Origin of the sequence: Streptomyces sp. NPDC017529, from assembly GCF_044329785.1 — a bacterium.
Taxonomy (GTDB): Bacteria; Actinomycetota; Actinomycetes; order Streptomycetales; family Streptomycetaceae; genus Streptomyces.
Genome location: NZ_JBIRJY010000004.1, coordinates 60,024 through 77,554 on the forward strand (window position 1 = coordinate 60,024; position 17,531 = coordinate 77,554).

Annotated in this window: 19 protein-coding genes; 10 read left to right on the forward strand and 9 right to left on the reverse strand. The window is 73.3% G+C overall.

Going from position 1 to position 17,531, the window contains the following annotated elements:
- Positions 1-72: 72 nt before the first annotated feature.
- Positions 73-900 (forward strand): protein kinase, encoded by an 828-nt coding sequence (locus ACH4K4_RS10900; RefSeq protein ID WP_398166404.1) that lies wholly within the window; start codon positions 73-75, stop codon positions 898-900.
- Between the two features lie 17 nt (positions 901-917).
- On the opposite strand, the gene ACH4K4_RS10905 is transcribed toward ACH4K4_RS10900, so the two are convergent.
- Together ACH4K4_RS10905 and ACH4K4_RS10910 are read right to left on the reverse strand one after the other, a co-directional pair.
- Entirely contained in the window at positions 918-1,667 is a 750-nt protein-coding gene (locus ACH4K4_RS10905) for a hypothetical protein (protein ID WP_398166406.1), read from the reverse strand.
- Complete coding sequence (locus ACH4K4_RS10910; protein ID WP_398166408.1) at positions 1,664-2,308, reverse strand: TetR/AcrR family transcriptional regulator; 645 nt, start codon at positions 2,306-2,308, stop codon at positions 1,664-1,666. The genes ACH4K4_RS10905 and ACH4K4_RS10910 overlap by 4 nt, the downstream gene beginning before the upstream one ends.
- A 97-nt stretch (positions 2,309-2,405) precedes the next feature.
- Here ACH4K4_RS10910 and ACH4K4_RS10915 point away from each other — a divergent pair, with 97 nt between their 5' ends.
- Positions 2,406-3,152, forward strand: coding sequence for a Clp protease N-terminal domain-containing protein (locus tag ACH4K4_RS10915; protein ID WP_398166410.1), 747 nt, complete (start codon positions 2,406-2,408; stop codon positions 3,150-3,152).
- 47 nt (positions 3,153-3,199) lie between these two features.
- Here the strand turns inward: ACH4K4_RS10915 and ACH4K4_RS10920 are convergent, their stop codons facing one another.
- From ACH4K4_RS10920 to ACH4K4_RS10930, 3 genes are read right to left on the reverse strand one after another with little or no spacing between them, the layout of a single operon-like run.
- Entirely contained in the window at positions 3,200-3,937 is a 738-nt protein-coding gene (locus tag ACH4K4_RS10920; RefSeq protein WP_398166411.1) for an isocitrate lyase/phosphoenolpyruvate mutase family protein, read from the reverse strand.
- Entirely contained in the window at positions 3,934-4,398 is a 465-nt protein-coding gene (locus ACH4K4_RS10925) for a carboxymuconolactone decarboxylase family protein (RefSeq protein ID WP_398166413.1), read from the reverse strand. Before ACH4K4_RS10925 ends, ACH4K4_RS10920 begins: the two co-directional genes overlap by 4 nt.
- The gene (locus tag ACH4K4_RS10930) at positions 4,398-4,868 is read right to left on the reverse strand and encodes a carboxymuconolactone decarboxylase family protein (RefSeq protein ID WP_398166415.1); all 471 of its coding nucleotides are present in this window, start codon (positions 4,866-4,868) and stop codon (positions 4,398-4,400) included. Before ACH4K4_RS10930 ends, ACH4K4_RS10925 begins: the two co-directional genes overlap by 1 nt.
- A 47-nt stretch (positions 4,869-4,915) precedes the next feature.
- On the opposite strand from ACH4K4_RS10930, the gene ACH4K4_RS10935 reads away from it, so the two are divergent.
- Positions 4,916-6,349 carry a PLP-dependent aminotransferase family protein gene (locus tag ACH4K4_RS10935; protein WP_398166417.1) on the forward strand — a complete coding sequence of 478 codons (1,434 nt, stop codon included), beginning with the start codon at positions 4,916-4,918 and terminating at the stop codon, positions 6,347-6,349.
- Here ACH4K4_RS10935 and ACH4K4_RS10940 read toward each other — a convergent pair.
- On the reverse strand, positions 6,323-7,219 hold the full coding sequence (locus tag ACH4K4_RS10940) for a hypothetical protein (protein WP_398167159.1): 897 nt from the start codon (positions 7,217-7,219) through the stop codon (positions 6,323-6,325). The genes ACH4K4_RS10935 and ACH4K4_RS10940 overlap by 27 nt on opposite strands.
- A 124-nt stretch (positions 7,220-7,343) precedes the next feature.
- Here ACH4K4_RS10940 and ACH4K4_RS10945 point away from each other — a divergent pair, with 124 nt between their 5' ends.
- Together ACH4K4_RS10945 and ACH4K4_RS10950 are read left to right on the forward strand one after the other, a co-directional pair.
- Positions 7,344-7,745 (forward strand): hypothetical protein, encoded by a 402-nt coding sequence (locus ACH4K4_RS10945; protein WP_398166419.1) that lies wholly within the window; start codon positions 7,344-7,346, stop codon positions 7,743-7,745.
- 40 nt (positions 7,746-7,785) lie between these two features.
- Positions 7,786-8,970, forward strand: coding sequence for a glutathionylspermidine synthase family protein (locus ACH4K4_RS10950; protein ID WP_398166420.1), 1,185 nt, complete (start codon positions 7,786-7,788; stop codon positions 8,968-8,970).
- A 35-nt stretch (positions 8,971-9,005) separates the two neighbouring features.
- Here the strand turns inward: ACH4K4_RS10950 and rocD are convergent, their stop codons facing one another.
- Positions 9,006-10,220 (reverse strand): ornithine--oxo-acid transaminase, encoded by a 1,215-nt coding sequence (gene rocD, locus ACH4K4_RS10955; protein WP_398166421.1) that lies wholly within the window; start codon positions 10,218-10,220, stop codon positions 9,006-9,008.
- Between the two features lie 251 nt (positions 10,221-10,471).
- Here rocD and glyA point away from each other — a divergent pair, with 251 nt between their 5' ends.
- From glyA to ACH4K4_RS10970, 3 genes are all read left to right on the forward strand, one after another.
- Positions 10,472-11,749, forward strand: a complete 1,278-nt coding sequence (gene glyA, locus ACH4K4_RS10960; RefSeq protein WP_398166422.1) for a serine hydroxymethyltransferase — start codon at positions 10,472-10,474, stop codon at positions 11,747-11,749.
- 110 nt (positions 11,750-11,859) lie between these two features.
- Positions 11,860-12,873 (forward strand): tryptophan--tRNA ligase, encoded by a 1,014-nt coding sequence (gene trpS / locus ACH4K4_RS10965; protein ID WP_398166424.1) that lies wholly within the window; start codon positions 11,860-11,862, stop codon positions 12,871-12,873.
- A gap of 147 nt (positions 12,874-13,020) precedes the next feature.
- Positions 13,021-13,602: a 2'-5' RNA ligase family protein gene (locus ACH4K4_RS10970; RefSeq protein ID WP_398166425.1), complete on the forward strand. Its 582-nt coding sequence runs from the start codon at positions 13,021-13,023 to the stop codon at positions 13,600-13,602.
- Between the two features lie 19 nt (positions 13,603-13,621).
- On the opposite strand, the gene ACH4K4_RS10975 is transcribed toward ACH4K4_RS10970, so the two are convergent.
- Together ACH4K4_RS10975 and ACH4K4_RS10980 are read right to left on the reverse strand one after the other, a co-directional pair.
- Complete coding sequence (locus tag ACH4K4_RS10975; RefSeq protein WP_398166426.1) at positions 13,622-14,377, reverse strand: decaprenylphospho-beta-D-erythro-pentofuranosid-2-ulose 2-reductase; 756 nt, start codon at positions 14,375-14,377, stop codon at positions 13,622-13,624.
- A gap of 41 nt (positions 14,378-14,418) precedes the next feature.
- On the reverse strand, positions 14,419-15,789 hold the full coding sequence (locus ACH4K4_RS10980) for an FAD-binding protein (RefSeq protein ID WP_398166427.1): 1,371 nt from the start codon (positions 15,787-15,789) through the stop codon (positions 14,419-14,421).
- A gap of 255 nt (positions 15,790-16,044) precedes the next feature.
- On the opposite strand from ACH4K4_RS10980, the gene ACH4K4_RS10985 reads away from it, so the two are divergent.
- Positions 16,045-16,560, forward strand: a complete 516-nt coding sequence (locus tag ACH4K4_RS10985; protein WP_398167161.1) for a phosphatase PAP2 family protein — start codon at positions 16,045-16,047, stop codon at positions 16,558-16,560.
- Complete coding sequence (locus ACH4K4_RS10990) at positions 16,553-17,530, forward strand: decaprenyl-phosphate phosphoribosyltransferase (RefSeq protein ID WP_398166429.1); 978 nt, start codon at positions 16,553-16,555, stop codon at positions 17,528-17,530. The genes ACH4K4_RS10985 and ACH4K4_RS10990 overlap by 8 nt, the downstream gene beginning before the upstream one ends.
- Position 17,531 lies beyond the last annotated feature (1 nt).

Genomic DNA, 17,531 nt, shown 5'->3' on the forward strand with positions numbered 1-17,531 from the left:
GCGGGGGTCGGCTCACCCATCGAGAGGGACACCATCGTGGAACCCCCGGTCCCCTGCCCCCTACCGCGTGGCGTGGAACAAGCACTCAAACCGATCAGTACTCGGTTGGTGGTCAACCGTCGTGGATCCACTGTCTGGGACGTACAGGCGGAAGCGGAGCGGTACGCCGTGAAGGTCGGGCGCCCCGTTCCTGCGACGGACGAGCACCCTGGACACCCCTGGACCAGCCTCGCACCTGCCCGTGAAGCCTTGATCTTGCAGCGTCTGCAAACGTTCGCGGTCTATGGCACGTGGGTTTACGGCACGTGGAACGCACAGCCGTGGCACGCGGGAACCGACCTGTACGAGCTGTGGGGACCGCATCGCAGCGGTGAGATCAACATCCCGTTCGACCTGGCACCGGCTCTCGCGTGCGCCACGAAGCTCGCTGCGCTGCACGACCGGAATTGGATTCACGGAGACATCCAACCGGCGCATTTCATCATCGGGTCCGACGGCGGCGCTACGGTCATTGATCTGGCCCTGGCGCAGGGTGGTTCGCTGCCGGGGGAGCTGGATCTTCCCTATCCCGGGTGTCTGGTCCATTACGAGAGTCCCGAGATCTCCCGTAGCGTCCTGGAGAAGGGAACGGCGACTCCCACCACGGCTTCCGACGTGTACGGGTTTGGTGCGTCGTTGTTCATGAGTGCTACGGGGTGGAGGCATGTCGAGTACCCGGACGATGCCCCGCGATCGGTGCAGCGTAAGGCCGTTGCCGCCGTTCCGCACCGTCCGGTGACCGTTCCCGGAATGTTCGGCAAGCTGATCGAAGCCATGCTGAGCCCCGCCCCAGGGGACCGGCCGACCAGTGCTGAAGTGTGTTCCGTCCTCGCGCACGCCATGGGCAGCGCGGCGCGTTGACGCGTCGCGGGACGTCGTCAGTCGCCGGTGGTGGGCCGGACGTGGCGCCAGTGTTGGGTCTTGTTCTTGTCTTCCCGGACGACTACGCCCAGTTCGGCCAGTTCGGTCCTGAGCTGTTCGGCGTCCTGCTTCTCGCCCTTCTTCAGTGCGTGCGCCCGGGCCTTGAAGAGGGCGTGGGCGCCGGTGGGCAGGCCGGGTTGTGCGGGGACCCAGCGGCGGAAGTCGGCGGCGTACGGGTCGCCGTCCGGCCGCCACGGGTAGCCGTGCCGTTCGAAGGCGGCCGCGAATCGCTTCGCGTCGAAGTCGCCGTGCAGCCGGGCCAGTTCGGTGGAGTCGTGGCCGAGCAGCACCAGGTTCTTGCCGTCCTGGAAGACCGCGGCGGTGGCCGCGCGCGGCACCGTGCGGGTGACGCCGTCGACGGTCAGGGCGGCCTGGTCGGGACCGATGTCGGCGGTCACGTACTCAAGATCGGCGAAGAACGCGATGGCCAGGCCGGCGAGGACGCCGACGATCAGGGCGCCGATCGACAGCAGCGGTTCGGGCGCGGACGCGACCAGCTTGAACACGCCCTGCATGGGGGCCCAGGGGAGCGACGCCACCCAGTCCGCCGCCCTGCTGGCCAGCCACAGCGCCACTGCTCCCAGTACGGGGAAGCCGGCCCACAGCAGGGCGCGTTCGCCGGTGGTGGGGCCGACGGCGGTCGGGTCGGAGGAGGGCGGCGGGGCTTTGGACAGCGAAGTCTCGGGCGCCGGGGTGTCGGAGGTCATGGGGCCGGTTCTCCCTCTGGGACGGTGCGGGTCGGTTTCAGGTGCCGGGGCGCTTCGCCGCCGGTCAGCCAGGTGACGATGCGCCGTAGCTCGGCCGCGTGCGTGGCGGGGTCGAAGCCCGGTTCCCCGGCGGAGAGGTAGGCGGCGTCCAGCAGCCCCTGGATCCAGCCGGCGACCCGTTCGGGTGGGAAGGGGAGGGGGCGTCCCGCCGCGGCGAGGCGCGCCGTCAGGGTTTCCAGGGCGGTGCGTACCTGGGCGGTGTCGGCCAAGATCAGCCGGGCGAACTCCTCGTCCCGGTTGACCTGGAAGACGACCGCCGCCGCGAGCCCCGGCACGAGCGGGTCGGCGAGGTCGGTGAGCAGATGGTCCACGAGGAGGCGGATGCCGTCGTCCGGCCGGTCCTGGGCGACGGCGCGGGCGCAGGCCTCGGCGTTGCGCGGCAGGTCGTCGCTGAACAGCGCGTGGAAGATGTCGCGCTTGGTGGCGAAGTAGTGGAAGAGGGTGCCCGAACCGATGCCGGCGGCGCGGCAGATGCGCGCGGTGGACGTGCCGTCGACGCCGTGCGCGGCGAACTCGACCGCGGCGGCGCCGAGGATGTGGGCCCGTTTGCGGGCGTGCTCTTCGGGGTTGACGGTACGCATCGCGTCAATAGTAGAGCGGGCGCTCTAGTAAAGCCAGGGAAGAGAGGTCGTCAACCTGGGGTTGACGGTCCGGAAGGCGTCAACTTACGGTTGACGCATGACGCAACCCACTGGAAGCACCCCTCCGATCCGCCTCGACGACCTGATCGAGGCCATCAAGAAGGTCCACCCCGACGCGCTGGACCAGCTGACCGACGCGGTGCTCGCGGCCGAGCACCTCGGCGAGGTCGCCGACCACCTGATCGGCCACTTCGTGGACCAGGCCCGCCGCTCGGGCGCCTCCTGGACGGACATCGGCAAGAGCATGGGCGTCACCAAGCAGGCGGCCCAGAAGCGTTTCGTTCCCAAGACGCCCGGCGAGGCGTCCGACCTCGACCCCGGCCAGGGGTTCAGCCGGTACACGGAGCGGGCCCGGAACGTGGTGGTGACCTCGCAGAACGAGGCCCACGCGGCGGGCAACGACCAGATCGGCACCCTGCACCTGGTGCTCGGCCTGCTGGCCGAGCCGGACGGGCTCGCGGCGCGGGCGATCGTGGCGCAGGGCGTGACCCTGGAGGCCGTCCGCCGGCGCGTGGCCGAGTCGCTGCCGGCCCCGTCCGGCGAGATGCCCGCGCTGATCCCGTTCGACGCGCAGGCGAAGAAGGCGCTGGAACTCACCTTCCGCGAGGCGCTGCGCCTGGGCCACAACTACGTCGGCACCGAGCACATCCTGCTGGCGCTGCTGGAACTGGAGGACGGCGACGGCGTGCTGAACGGCCTCGGCATCACCAAGGAGGCGTCCGAGGCCGACGTCGTCGCGGCCCTGGCGGAGATCGTGGCCGCCACGCAGAAGAAGCAGAAGTGACCGGGCGGGGGTGGTGGCGGAGGCCGTCACCACCCCCGTACGGCAGGTCAGCCGGTACGGAGCGCCTCCGCCGTCGCCCGTACCGAGTCCATCGCCCGCCGGTGCAGCCCGCCGCCGAAGGTGACCCGGGACGCGCCCAGCGTGCCGAGTTCGCGGGGGGACGGGCCGGCCGGCACGGCCAGGGCGTTGACCGGCAGCCCGATCCGGTCGGCCAGTTCCCCCAGGACCTCCGGCGGCGCGAGGATCGGGTAGACGCAGTCGGCGCCGGCGGCGGCGTACCGCAGCCCGCGGCGCACCGCCTCCTCCACCTGCGCCGCCAGGTCCGTCCCGCCGCCCGCGCCGTGCAGGAACACGTCGGTACGGGCGTTGATCACCAGCGCGTCGCCCGCCGCGGCGCGGATCTCCGCGAGCCGGTCGGCCTGCCGCGCCATGTCGGTGAGCTGCCCCTGCTCGCCGTCCTCGATGTTGCAGCCGACCGCGCCGGTGGCGGCGATGCGTTCCACCAGCTCCTTCGCGGGCAGGCCGTACCCCGCCTCCAGGTCCGCGGTCACCGGTACGTCCACGGCCCGTACGATCCGGGCGACCGCGGCGAACATCTCGTCCGGCGTCGTGCTGCCGTCCGCGTACCCCAGCGACGCCGCGACCCCCGCGCTCGGCGTCGCCAGGGCCGGGAAGCCCGCCGCCGCGAAGATCCGCGCGCTTTCCGCGTCCCACGGGCCGGGCAGGACGAGCGGGTCGTCCGCCGCCCGGCCGTGATGCAGGGCGCGCAGGGCCGCGGCGGTCATGCCCCGCTCCCGATGGGCTGGCGGACCGCGACGTTGATGCGGTTCCACATGTTGATGGTGGTGATCAGGGCGATCAGGTGGGCGAGTTCGGGCTCGTCGAAGTGGGCGGCGGCGCGCTCGTAGACGGTGTCCGGTACGAAGCCGTCGGTCAGGACGGTGACGGACTCGGTCAGGGCGAGGGCGGCCTGCTCCTTCTCGGTGTAGTGGGCGCCGGCCTCCTCCCAGGCGTTGAGGAGGTAGATGCGCTCCTCGGACACTCCGGCCTTCCGCGCGTCCTTGATGTGCATGTCGAGGCAGAAGGCGCAGTGGTTGACCTGCGAGGCGCGGATCAGGACCAGTTCGGCCAGGACGTCGTCGCCCAAGCCCTTCTTCGCGGCGATGTGCGCGTTCAGCAGGGGCTGGTAGACCCCGGGGGCGCGCTGGTAGAAGTCGAGCCGGGCCGAGTCGGTGGTGGTCGTCATCATGCCTGTCCGGGGGTCATACGGGTGGTCACGCCGAAGCGGTTCCACGCGTTGATGGTCGTGATGAGGGCGATGAGCTGGGCGAGTTCGGGCTCGTCGAAGTGGGCGGCGGCGCGCTCGTAGACGGTGTCCGGTACGAAGCCGTCGGTCAGGACGGTGACGGACTCGGTCAGGGCGAGGGCGGCCTGCTCCTTCTCGGTGTAGTGGGCGCCGGCCTCCTCCCAGGCGTTGAGGAGGTACACGCGCTCCTCGGTCTCGCCCTCCTTGCGGGCCTCCTTGATGTGCATGTCGATGCAGAAGGCACAGTGGTTGACCTGCGAGGCGCGGATCTTCACCAGGTGGACCAGCGCCGGGTCCAGGCCCTTCTTGGCCGCCGCGTCGAGCGCGACCATCGCCTTGTAGACCTCGGGCGCGTTACGCGCGATGGCGATCCGCGGCTGGTGGTGCCCGTGCTGGGGGTTCGTCGTCATGCCAATGACGCTACGCCGCCATTGGCACCCGGGTATGGTCCATTCGCATGGACGATTCCTGGGCCACTTTCGGCCGTGACCTGCACCTGGACCTCGCCGGGTCCGGCGGGCTGCGCGCCTCCCTGATGCGTGCCCTGCGCGACGCCGTCCGCACCGGACGCCTGGCCCCCGGCACCCGGCTGCCCTCCTCCCGCTCGCTCGCCGCCGACCTCGGCATCGCCCGCAACACCGTCGCCGACGCGTACGCCGAACTGGTCGCCGAGGGCTGGCTCAGCGCCCGGCAGGGCTCCGGCACCCGCGTCGCCCGGCGCGCCGAGCCGTCGCGCCCCGCGCCCCCGGCCCGGCGCGCCGCCCCCGCCCGGGTGCCCGACCGTCCGCGCTACGACCTGCGGCCCGGCACCCCCGACGTCTCCGGGTTCCCCCGCACCGCCTGGCTGGCCGCCGCCCGCCGCGCGCTCACCACCGCCCCCAACGACGCGTTCGGCTACGGCCCGCCGCCCGGCCGCCCGGAACTGCGGACCGTGCTCGCCGACTACCTGGCCCGCGCCCGCGGCGTACGCACCGACCCGGAACGCATTCTCGTCTGCACGGGCTTCATGCAGGGCCTCGGCCTGATCGCCCGCGTCCTGCGCGACTCGGGTGTCCGCGCGATCGGCACCGAGGCGTACGGCCTCCCCTTCCACCGCGACGTACTGGACCGCGCCGGGCTGCGCGCCGCCCCGGTCCCGGTCGACGGGCACGGCGCGGACACGGAACGGCTGGCGGACCTGCCGGGCGTACGGGCGGCCCTGCTCACCCCGGCGCACCAGTTCCCCACCGGCGTACCGCTGCACCCGGACCGCCGCGCCGCCGTCATCGACTGGGCGCGTTCCAGTGGCGGGCTGGTGCTGGAGGACGACTACGACGGTGAGTTCAGGTACGACCGGCAGCCCGTGGGGGCGCTGCAGGGACTCGACCCCGACCGGGTCGTCTACCTCGGCACCGCGAGCAAGAGCCTCGCCCCCGCGCTGCGGCTGGCCTGGATGGTGCTGCCGGACCACCTCGTCGACCCGGCGCTCGCCCTCAAGAGCACCGGGGAGTGGCAGACCGGCGCGCTGGAGCAGCTGACCCTCGCCGAGTTCCTCTCGTCCGGCGCGTACGACCGGCACGTACGCGGTATGCGGCTGCGCTACCGGAGGCGGCGCGACCAGCTCGTCGCCGCGGTGGCCGAACAGGCGCCGCACATCAAGGTCGGCGGCATCGCCGCGGGCCTGCACGCCGTCCTCGAACTGCCGCCCGGCACCGAGCAGTCCGTCGTCCAGGCCGCCCGCTGGCAGGGCCTCGCACTGGAGGGGCTGAGCGCCTTCGCACACCACGCGGCCGCGGGAGGGGGCGGCGAGGTGCCGCGCGACGGTCTGGTCGTGACGTACGGCAGGCCGCCGGACCACGCGTTCGCGGGCGCCCTGGAGGCGCTGCTACGGGTGCTCCCGCCCGCGCCGTAGACCGCTCGCGGCCGGTTCCCGGGCCGCAGCGCCGGCCGGCTCCGCCGTGTCCGGCACCTCGCCGAAACGTGCCAGGGCGAGTGCGCCCAGCACCGCCAGGGCGAACCCGGCGAAGCCCAGCGGCGCCAGGCCGGCGCGCGTACGGTCGCCCAGCCAGACGACGCCGACCAGTGCGGGCCCCAGGGTCTCGCCGATCACCATGCCCGCTGTGGCCGCCGTCACCGAACCGCGCTGGAGGGCCGAGGTCAGCAGCAGGAACGCCGCGCCGCCGCCCACAAGCAGGGCGTAGGCGGCCGCATTGGACACCAGCGGAGCCGGCGAGAGGTCGGGGATCAGGCGGACGGCGACCTCCACGACACCGAAGCCGAACCCGGCGCCGAGCCCCAGCGCCGCCGCCCGCGCCCGGTCGGGCAGCCGCCCGGCCAGCGCCCCCGAGGCCAGGATCGCCAGCGCCACGGCCAGCACACCGAAGCGCAGCGCGGTCGAACCCGTACCGCTGCCCTCCGCGCCGGAGGCGAGCCCCAGCATGGCCAGCCCGCCGCACACCACCGCCACGGCGGCCCACTCGGCCCGGCGGAGCCGCACGTGGAGCAGCGGTACGGCGACGACCGCGGTCACGGCGAGGCCGGCGGCCAGGGCCGCGCCCACCGCGTAGATCGGCAGGGAGCGCAGCGCCACCAGCTCCAGGAGGAAGCCGCAGCCGTCGAGCGCCAGGCCGAGCAGGTAGCGCCACTGGCCGAGGACGCGCAGCAGCAGTCTGGGATCCACCCCGGAACCGGAGCCGGTTCCGGGGGCCGTGGCGCGGGCCGCCACTGCCTGGAGTACCGAGGCCGTACCGAAGCAGACCGCCGAACCGAGCGCACAGATCATCCCAAGCAGCACACATCGACTGTAGGCGCGGCACCTCCCGCGGCCCGTTGCGGCCGCCCGCGGGACGGCCTTTAGGCTGGCCTGGCTGAAAACTGATGCCACGGATGTACGGGGGAAGACAGGGATGGCAGAGCACACGAAGGCCCGGCGGCGGTTGCGGTCGAGCACGGTGATCCTCGGCGGCATGGGGGCGCTCGCGGCGGCGCTGACCTCCTGCGGCTCGGAGCCGGACAAGCGCTGCGTGGACAAGAACAGCTACGACGCCGTCAAGGGTTACCGGGTCGTCGACTCCAAGTCCTGCACCGGCAAGAGCGGTTCCGGTGGCACCGGCAGCACGGGCGGCACCGGCGGCGGCTCGTCGTCCGGCAAGGGCAAGGGCACCGCGGGCCAGGGCCGGAAGCCGGTCGACGGCCGGTGGTATTACGGCTCCGACGTCAACGGCCGGTACGCCGACTCCGGGACCTTCAGCCACAGTGCGGCCGTCAACCGCGGCGGCTTCGGCTGCTCCGGCTCCAGCGGCGGGTGACGGCGGTGCGGCAGGCAGGGAACGCGGGCGGGACCCGCACGTGAAGCGGCACACCACACAGCCGCGCGCCGGCTGGCAGCAGACCGTCGAGGCGCAGGGCCTGATCTACCCGCTGACCCGCTACCCGGACGACTCGCTGCGCCCGTACTGGGACGAGAGCGCGTACTACTCCTTCTCGCTGCCCGAGGTCGAGGCGCTGGAAGAGGTCGTCGAGGAACTGCACGCGATGTGCCTGGCCGCCGCCGCGCACATCGTCGAGCACCGGCGCTTCGCCGACCTCGGCATCGAGGACGGGCGGCTGGCCGGGCTGGTCGCCGAGTCGTGGCGGCGGCGCGCCGAACTGCCGACCCTCTACGGGCGGTTCGACCTGCGCTACGACGGCACCGGGCCCGCCAAGATGCTGGAGTACAACGCGGACACGCCGACCTCGCTGGTCGAGGCGGCGGGCCCGCAGTGGTTCTGGATGGAGGACCGGTTCCCCGGCGCCGACCAGTGGAACTCCCTGCACGAACGGCTGATCGAGGCGTGGCGCAAGCAGGCCGGGCTGCTGCCGCCGGGCGCCCCCGTGCACTTCGCGCACTCGGCGGGCGACGAGCTGGGCGAGGACCTGATGACCGTCGCCTACCTGGAGGAGACGGCGCGGCAGGCCGGGCTGGAGACGGTGGCGATCCCGGTCGAGGACATCGGCTGGGACGGCCTCTCCGGCCGCTTCGTGGACCAGCGGCTGCGCTTCATACGGGCCTGCTTCAAGCTCTACCCGTGGGAGTGGCTGGCCACCGACGCGTTCGGCCCGCACGTCCTGGACACCCTCGACAACGGCGGCGGCACCGGCAGCACCCTGTGGATCGAGCCCGCGTGGAAGATGCTCCTCTCCAACAAGGCGCTCCTCGCGATCCTCTGGGAGCTGTACCCGGGCCACCCGAACCTGCTGCCCGCCTACCTCGACGGTCCGCGCGGCCTGGCGGACGGGCCGGGTTACGTGGCCAAGCCGCTGCTCGGCCGCGAGGGCGCGGGCGTCACCGTCCACGAGCCCGGCGCGGCCCCCGTCGTCCGCGACGAACCCTGCTGCTACCAGGAGTTGGCCCCGCTGCCCGACTTCGACGGCAACCGGGTGGTGCTCGGCGCGTGGGTCGTCGAGGACGAGTCGGCGGGGCTCGGCATCCGGGAGTCCGCAGGGCTGGTCACGGACGAGTACGCGCGGTTCCTGCCGCACGTGATCCTGTAGGGCGGTAGGCCCCGCGCGGGGCCTACCTGCCGGTGTCACCCGCCCAGCACCGTCCGCAGCTGGTCCAGGCCCCAGTCCAGGTCCTCCTTGCTGATGACCAGCGGGGGTGCCAGCCGGATCGTGCTGCCGTGGGTGTCCTTGGCCAGCACGCCGCGCGCCATCAGCCGCTCCGAGATCTCCCGGCCCGTCCCCAGGGACGGGTTGACGTCGACGCCGGCCCACAGCCCGCGCCCGCGCACCGCGTCCACCGCGCCGCCGCCCACCAGCATCCCCAGCTCGTGGTGCAGGTGCTCGCCCAGTTCCGTGGCGCGCTGCTGGTACTCGCCGGTCCGCAGCATCGCGAGGACCTCCAGCGCCACCGCGCAGGCGAGGGGGTTGCCGCCGAACGTCGAGCCGTGCTCGCCCGGCCGGTACACGCCCAGCACCTCGCGCGAGGAGACCACCGCCGACACCGGCACGATGCCGCCGCCCAGCGCCTTGCCGAGCACGTACATGTCGGGTACGACGTCCTCGTGCCGGCAGGCGAAGTCGGTGCCCGTGCGCCCCAGCCCCGACTGGATCTCGTCCGCGATGAACAGGACGTTCCGCTCGCGGGTCAGCTCCCGTATCCCCGCCAGGTAGCCGGGCGGCGGCACCAGCACGCCCGCCTCGCCCTGGATCGGCTCGACCAGTACCGCCACCGTGTCGTCGTCCACGGCGGCCGCCAGCGCGTCCAGGTCGCCGTACGGAACGATCTCGAAGCCGGGCGTGTACGGGCCGAAGCCCGCGCGCGCCTCCGGGTCGGTGGAGAAGGAGACGATCGTCGTGGTCCGGCCGTGGAAGTTGTTCTCCGCGACGACGATCTTCGCCAGGCCGTCCGGGATGCCCTTGACCTGGTAGCCCCACTTGCGCGCCGTCTTGACCGCCGTCTCGACGGCCTCGGCGCCGGTGTTCATCGGCAGCACCATCTCCATGCCGCAGAACTCGGCGAGCTGCGTACAGAAGTCGGCGAACCGGTCGTGGTGGAAGGCGCGCGAGGTGAGCGTCACCCGCCCCAGCTGCGCCGTGGCCGCGCCGATGAGGCGGCGGTTGCCGTGGCCGAAGTTGAGCGCCGAGTACCCGGCCAGCATGTCCAGGTAGCGCTTGCCCTCCACATCCGTCATCCAGGCCCCTTCGGCGGAGGCCACGACGAGGGGGAGCGGGTGGTAGTTGTGGGCGCTGTGGGCTTCGGCGACGGCGATGCTGCGTTCCGTGGACGTCGTGGGGCTCACCATGGACTCCGTTCGGTATGCGGGCGATCTCGGGCGAGGAAATGCCGTTGAGCGGACGGTATGCGAAGAACCTTGCGCCGCACACCCCCCGTTAGAATGGCCTCGCGCACCGCGACTGGCGCACGGGGAAGCGACCCCGAGGGAGCGGTGCGCGGCCGTCGGAGCACGGCCGCCACGAGGTGCCGCCCGCCTGGGCACCCCGGGAGTACGACCGGTAAGCCGAACCGCACCCGATCGCCCCGGAGGACCTCATGAGCCATCCCCTGTCCCATCCCGCCCTCTTTGCCGCCGACCCCGAACTGGCCGCCCTGGTCGGTGCCGAGGAGGTCCTCCAGGCCGAGACGCTGCGCCTGATCCCCTCCGAGAACTACGTCTCCACCGCGGTACTGGAAGCCACCGGCACCGTCCTGCAGAACAAGTACAGCGAGGGGTACGCCGGCCGTCGCTACTACGAAGGCCAGCAGAACATCGATCGTGTCGAGCGCCTGGCGATCGAGCGCGCCAAGGCCGTCTTCGGCGTCGAGCACGCCAACGTACAGCCGTACTCCGGCTCGCCCGCCAACCTCGCCGTCTACCTCGCCTTCGCCGAGCCCGGCGACACGGTGATGGGCATGTCCCTGCCGATGGGCGGCCACCTCACCCACGGCTGGGGCGTCTCGGCCACCGGCAAGTGGTTCCGCGGCGTCCAGTACGGCGTACGGGCCGACACCGCCCGGATCGACTTCGACGAGGTGCGCGACCTGGCCCGCAAGGAACGCCCGAAGCTGATCTTCTGCGGCGGTACGGCCGTGCCGCGCACCATCGACTTCGCCGCCTTCGCCGAGATCGCCCGCGAGGTGGACGCCGTCCTGGTCGCCGACATCGCGCACATCGCCGGGCTGGTCGCGGGCGGCGCGCACCCCTCCCCGGTGCCGCACGCCGACGTCATCTCCACCACCACCCACAAGACGCTGCGCGGCCCGCGCGGCGCCATGCTGATGTCCCGCGAGCAGTACGCGAAGCCGCTGGACAAGGCGGTCTTCCCGGGCCTCCAGGGCGGCCCGCACAACCACACCACCGCGGCCGTCGCGGTCGCCCTGCACGAGGCGGCGCAGCCGTCCTTCCGCGACTACGCGCACGCCGTCGTCGCCAACGCCAAGGCCCTCGCCGACCAGCTGCTGGCCCGCGGCTTCGACCTGGTCTCCGGCGGTACGGACAACCACCTGATCCTCATGGACCTCACGCCCAAGGAGGTCCCGGGCAAGGTCGCGGCGAAGGCCCTGGACCGGGCCGGCATCGTCGTCAACTACAACACCGTCCCGTTCGACCCCCGCAAGCCGTTCGACCCGTCCGGCATCCGCATCGGCACCCCGTCGCTGACCTCGCGCGGCCTGGGCACCGAGCACATGCCGCAGGTCGCGGACTGGATCACGAGGGGCGTGACGGCCGCGGGCGCGGGCGACGAGGCGGCGATCGCCACGATCCGCGCCGAGGTGGCCGAGCTGATGGGCGCCTACCCGGCGCCGGGGCTGGTCGCCGACCCGGCCTGACGGGCTCCGGGGCGGCGGCCGGCCGCGGAACCCGCCGGCCGCCCCGCCCCGGCCTCCCGGGTGCCCGGCCCCGCGCCGTTCCCGTCCGCGGACCTGAGACAATGACTGCCATGGCTCTCGATCGTCCGCGTGTACTCTCCGGGATTCAGCCCACCGCCGGCTCCTTCCACCTCGGCAACTACCTCGGCGCCGTCCGCCAGTGGGTGGCGCTGCAGGAGTCCCACGACGCCTTCTACATGGTGGTGGACCTGCACGCGATCACCATCCCGCAGGACCCGGTGGCGCTCCGCGCGAACACCCGGCTGGCCGCCGCCCAGCTGCTGGCCGCCGGGCTCGACCCGGAGCGGTGCACGCTCTTCGTCCAGAGCCACGTCCCCGAGCACGCCCAGCTCGCCTGGGTCATGAACTGCCTGACCGGCTTCGGCGAGGCCAGCCGGATGACGCAGTTCAAGGACAAGTCCGCCAAGCAGGGTGCCGACCGCACCAGCGTCGGCCTGTTCACGTACCCGATCCTGCAGATCGCCGACATCCTGCTGTACCAGGCCAACGAGGTCCCGGTGGGCGAGGACCAGCGCCAGCACATCGAGCTGACCCGCGACCTCGCCGAGCGCTTCAACGGGCGCTACGGCGACACCTTCACCGTCCCCAAGCCGTACATCCTCAAGGAGACCGGCAAGGTCTACGACCTCCAGGACCCGGCGGTCAAGATGAGCAAGTCGGCGTCGTCGGTGAAGGGGATCATCAACCTCCTGGACGAGCCCAAGGCCTCCGCCAAGAAGATCAAGAGCGCGGTCACGGACACCGACACGGTGATCCGCTACGACGCCGAGGCGAAGCCGGGCGTCTCCAACCTGCTGACGATCCACTCCACGCTCACCGGCGAGTCCATCGCCGACCTGGAGAAGAAGTACGAGGGCAAGATGTACGGCGCCCTCAAGACGGACCTCGCGGAGATCATGGTCGAGTTCGTCACACCCTTCCGGGACCGTACGCAGGAATATCTGGACGACCCCGAGACGCTGGACTCGATCCTGGCCAAGGGCGCCGAGAAGGCCCGCTCGGTGGCCGCCGAGACGCTGGCCTCGGCGTACGACCGGATCGGCTTCCTGCCCGCCAAGCACTGACCGGCCGGGGCGGGGCCGCAGAGGTCCTTCCCCCGCCGTAAAGGGCCCTCGGTCCCGTCGTGGTCGGGACCGAGGACGGTCGCCGCGGGCCCGGCCCACCCGGCACACTGGCAGCCGGGACACCAACAGCTTCAGGAGGAGGACGCAGTGGGGACCGTAACGCTCGGCGTTTCGATCGCGGTCCCGGAGCCGTACGGCAGCTTCCTCCAGGAGCGGCGCGCGGGCTTCGGGGACCCTCACGCACACGGCATCCCCACGCACATCACCCTCCTGCCGCCCACGGAGGCCCGCGCGGAGGACATCCCCGCCGTCGAGGAGCACCTCGCCGAGGTCGCCGCGGGCTTCGCCCCCTTCCGGCTCCGCCTGGAGGGCACGGACAGCTTCCGGCCGTTGTCCCCGGTGGTTTTCGTCAAGCTGGTCGAGGGCGAAGAGGCGTGCACCGCCCTCCAGGAGCGGGTGCGCGCGGTGTCCGGCCCGTGCGCCCGCGAACTTCAGTTCCCGTACCACCCGCATGTGACCGTCGCGCACGGCATCTCCGAAGAGGCCATGGACGAGGCGTTCGTGGCGCTCAAGGACTTCGAGGCCGCCTGGACGATCGACGGGTTCGCGCTCTACGAGCAGGGGGCGGACGGCGTCTGGCGGCTGGAGCGGGAGTTCCCCTTCGGGGCGCCCGCCTCCGGCGTCCCGCGCCAGGCCGACCTGTCCCGGCCGCCGACGCCGACCCGGTAGCGGCCCGGCCCGCGGGGCGTCACAGCGGGAGCCGTCGGAAGAGTGCCCGTGGCATATGCCGGAGTACGCACATCACCGGCCGCAGCGCCCCCGGCACCCACACCACCTCGCTCCGCCGCCGCAGCCCCAGCTCGACGGCCTCCGCGACCGCCTCCGGCGTCGTCGCCAGCGGCGCGGCCTCCAGGCCCGCCGTCATCCTCGTCCGCACGAAACCTGGCCGGACGGCCATCACGTGGACGCCCGTCCCGTACAGCGCGTCCCCCAGGCCCTGCGCGAACGCGTCCAGGCCGGCCTTGCTGGAGCCGTAGACGAAGTTCGATCGGCGGGCGCGCTCACCGGCGACCGAGGAGAGCACGACCAGCGAACCGTGCCCCTGGACGCGCAGCGACCTGGCGCAGACCAGGCCCGCGGAGACCGCGCCGGTGTAGTTGGTCTGCGCGACGCGGACCGCCTCGGCGGGCTCGGCCTCCGCGCGCTCCTGGTCGCCCAGGACCCCGAAGGCCAGCAGCACCACGTCCACGTCCCCCTCGGCGAAGACCTTGCCCAAGGCCTCCTCGTGGCCGCCGGTGTCCAGCGCGTCGAAGGCCACCGTACGGACCTCGGCGCCCAGCGAGCGCAGCCGTACGGCCGCGTCCTCCAGCGCGGCGGACGGGCGGCCCGCCAGCCAGACCGTGCGGGCCCGGCGGGCGGTCAGGCGGCGGGCGGTGGCCAAGGCGATCTCGGAGGTGCCGCCGAGGACCAGAAGGGACTGGGGGGAGCCGAAAGCGTCCTTCACGGGTGTCCTTGCGAGAGCGGGAAAGGGGAGGAAATGCCTGGTCACAGGGCCAGGCGCCGGGAGAGGTCCGAGGTGAACACCCCGCGCGGGTCGAGGCGGGCGCGCAGCGCGCGGAACGCGTCCGCGCGCGGGTACATCGCGTCGACCAGCTCCGGCCGCAGCCGGGCGTCCTTGGCCAGGTAGACCCGGCCGCCCGCCGCCGCCACCGCCTCGTCCAGCTCGTCGAGGAACGCGCCGAGACCGGGCAGCCCGGCCGGCACGTCCAGGGCCAGCGTCCAGCCCTCGGCGGGGAACGACAGCCAGCCGGGGCCGCCCGCGCCGAACCGCTTGAGGACGGCCAGGAACGACGGGCAGCCGCGCGCCGCGACGCGCTCCACGACGTGCCGCAGCGTCGCCTCCTCCCCGTGCCCGACCACGAACTGGTACTGCACGAAGCCGCCGCGCCCGTAGACGCGGTTCCAGTGCGGCACCCCGTCCAGCGGATGGAAGAACGCGGAGATCTTCTGCAGCTCGCCGGTCCTGCGGCGGGGCGCCTTGCGGTACCAGCACGCGTTGAACAGGCCGGCGGACCGGCGCCCGAGCAGCCCCTCGGGCAGGCCGCGGGGGGCCGGCGGCAGCCGCCGGGGGCGGAAGGCCAGCGGGGCACGGCGGGCGCGCGCGTGCAGGGCCTCCGGCGGGGCGTGGTCGCCGCGGGTCAGCACCGCGCGGCCGGTCGCCGCGCCGCGCGCGAGAAGGTCCACCCAGGCCACCGAGTAGCGGTAGCGGTGGTCGCCGGCGGACAGCCGCGCCAGCAAGTCGTCCAGGTCGGCCGCGCGTTCGGTGTCCACCGTCATCAACGACGTCCGTACGGGCACGAGCCGGACCGTCGCGGCGAGGATCACCCCGGTCAGCCCCATGCCCCCGGTGGTCGCGTCGAAGAGGTCCGTACCGGGCCGTACGGTGCGCACCCCGCCGTCCGCCGTGAGGAGTTCGAAGGACCGCACGTGCCGGGCGAAGGAGCCGCTCACGTGGTGGTTCTTGCCGTGGATGTCCGCGCCGATCGCGCCGCCGACCGTCACGTACCGCGTGCCCGGCGTGACCGGCACGAACCAGCCCAGCGGCAGCAGCACCTCCATCAGCCGGTGCAGGCTGACGCCCGCGTCGCACACCACGACGCCCGCCTCGGCGTCGATGGAGCGGATGCGGTCCAGTCCCGTCATCTCCCACACCGCGCCGCCCGCGTTCTGCGCGGCGTCCCCGTAGGCGCGCCCGAGTCCCCGGGCGATGCCGCCGCGCGGCCCGCACTCCCGTACCGCGGCGGCGGCCTCCTCGTACGAGCCGGGGCGGACCAGCCGCGCGGTGGTGGGGGCGGTGCGGCCCCAGCCGGTGACGGAGGCGGTACGGAAGCCGGCCGGGCCGGCGGGCGACGACATGCCAGTGACCGTAGTGCGGCCTTTGCGTTGAATGGGGCTCTTGCGCCGCTACCCGCCGAAAAGAGTGATTAATGGGGTGGATGGGCTAATCACGGCGACAGGGCGGGCGGTGCGCCCGAGAGTCGGTGAGGAGCCCCGCGGACACACCCGGGGGCTTGAGGGATAGGCGCCGGGCGGGTCGCGACGAAGCGGGCGGCCCGCCCGGCGGGCTCGCACGCGGACCGGATCGAGGTGACCCCGCTGTCCCCGGAAGAGATGGACCACCGCCTGCTCGCCGCACTGCGCGCCTGCGGTACCGACGCGCGCGTGGCCGCCGCCACCCGCGCCCTCTCGCACGGCGGCGAGCACGGAGCGCTCTGGCTCGCCGCCGGGCTGGCGGGCGCCGCGGCCGACCGGCCCCGGCGCGCCGCCTGGCTCCGCGGCACGGCCCTGGCCCTCGCCGCCCACCTGCTGAGCGTCGGCCTCAAGCGCGTGGTCCGCCGCCCCCGCCCCCGGCTCCCCGGTCCCGCACCGCTCGTACGCACCGCGAGCGCGCACTCCTTCCCGAGCGCTCACGCCGCCTCCGCCACCGCGGCCGCCGTCGCGCTGGGCGCGCTGCGGCCCGCGGGCGCGGCACTGCCCGTGCCGGCCGCGGCGATGTGCCTGTCGCGGCTGGTGGCGGGGGTGCACTATCCGTCGGACGTGGCGGCGGGCGCGGCGCTGGGGGCGCTCACGGCGTCCCTCGGCGGCGGCCGTGCCGCCGGCTCCCGGACAGGCGGTGGCCGTGACTGAACGCACCGCCGTCCTGGAGGAGTCGCCGCCCGGCCCCGGCATGGCCCCCGCGGCGCCCGTCGGCCTGCGCGCCCGCGCGCTCGTGCTGCCCCTCGGCCTGCTGCGCACCGCCCGCCCGCGCCAGTGGGTCAAGAACGTTCTCGTGGCCGCCGCCCCAGCCGCCGCCGGCGACCTCTTCCTGCGGCCCACGCTCATCCGACTCCCGGTGCTGTTCGTCCTGTTCACCGCCGCCGCGGCCGCCGTCTACCTCGTCAACGACGCGCGCGACGCCGAGGCCGACCGGGCACACCCCGACAAGCGCCGCCGCCCGGTCGCCGCGGGCGAGGTCCCCGTACCGGTCGCCTACGCCGTCGGCGGCCTGCTCGCCGTCCTCGCGCCCGCCTCCGCCGCCGTGCTCTGCAACCCGGCCACCGCCGCCCTGCTCTGCGCGTACCTCCTCATGCAGCTCGCCTACTGCGTCAGCCTGAAGAACGTCCTGGTCGTCGACCTCGCCGTGGTCACCACCGGCTTCCTGATGCGGGCGCTGGCCGGCGGCCCCGCGCTCGGCATCCCGCTGTCCCGCTGGTTCCTGATCACCGCGGGCTTCGGCGCGCTGTTCATGGTCGCCGCCAAGCGCTACTCCGAAGCGCTGCGGGTGGCGGGGGAGCGGCGCGAGGACAAGGGCGAGACACGGCCGCTGCTGCGCGAGTACAGCGACGGCTACCTGCGCTTCGTGTGGCAGCTGGCGGCCGGCGGCGCCGTCCTCGCGTACTGCCTGTGGGCGCTGGAGAGCGGTGGCACGGCCGCGAGCGTGCTCCCGTGGCGCCAGCTGTCCATGATCCCGTTCATCCTCGCCGTCCTGCGCTACGCGGTCTTCGCCGACCGGGGCGCCGCGGGCGCGCCGGAGGACGTCGTGCTGCGGGACCGCCCGCTGGCCGTCATCGGGCTGGCCTGGACCGGGCTGTACGCGATGGCCGTCGCGGACGTATGAG

Excerpts from the sequence above, each read along its gene's own strand:
- ACH4K4_RS10945 (WP_398166419.1), top strand. The coding sequence starts at position 7,344 with ATGGCAGAGCACACGAAGGCCCGGCGGCGGTTGCGGTCGAGCACGGTG.
- ACH4K4_RS10930 (WP_398166415.1), bottom strand. The coding sequence starts at position 4,868 with ATGACGACGAACCCCCAGCACGGGCACCACCAGCCGCGGATCGCCATC.
- ACH4K4_RS10920 (WP_398166411.1), bottom strand. The coding sequence starts at position 3,937 with ATGACCGCCGCGGCCCTGCGCGCCCTGCATCACGGCCGGGCGGCGGAC.
- trpS (WP_398166424.1), top strand. The coding sequence starts at position 11,860 with ATGGCTCTCGATCGTCCGCGTGTACTCTCCGGGATTCAGCCCACCGCC.
- ACH4K4_RS10980 (WP_398166427.1), bottom strand. The coding sequence starts at position 15,789 with ATGTCGTCGCCCGCCGGCCCGGCCGGCTTCCGTACCGCCTCCGTCACC.
- ACH4K4_RS10985 (WP_398167161.1), top strand. The coding sequence starts at position 16,045 with ATGGACCACCGCCTGCTCGCCGCACTGCGCGCCTGCGGTACCGACGCG.
- ACH4K4_RS10935 (WP_398166417.1), top strand. The coding sequence starts at position 4,916 with ATGGACGATTCCTGGGCCACTTTCGGCCGTGACCTGCACCTGGACCTC.
- ACH4K4_RS10940 (WP_398167159.1), bottom strand. The coding sequence starts at position 7,219 with ATGATCTGTGCGCTCGGTTCGGCGGTCTGCTTCGGTACGGCCTCGGTA.
- glyA (WP_398166422.1), top strand. The coding sequence starts at position 10,472 with ATGAGCCATCCCCTGTCCCATCCCGCCCTCTTTGCCGCCGACCCCGAA.
- ACH4K4_RS10915 (WP_398166410.1), top strand. The coding sequence starts at position 2,406 with ATGACGCAACCCACTGGAAGCACCCCTCCGATCCGCCTCGACGACCTG.
- ACH4K4_RS10925 (WP_398166413.1), bottom strand. The coding sequence starts at position 4,398 with ATGACGACCACCACCGACTCGGCCCGGCTCGACTTCTACCAGCGCGCC.
- ACH4K4_RS10905 (WP_398166406.1), bottom strand. The coding sequence starts at position 1,667 with ATGACCTCCGACACCCCGGCGCCCGAGACTTCGCTGTCCAAAGCCCCG.
- ACH4K4_RS10910 (WP_398166408.1), bottom strand. The coding sequence starts at position 2,308 with ATGCGTACCGTCAACCCCGAAGAGCACGCCCGCAAACGGGCCCACATC.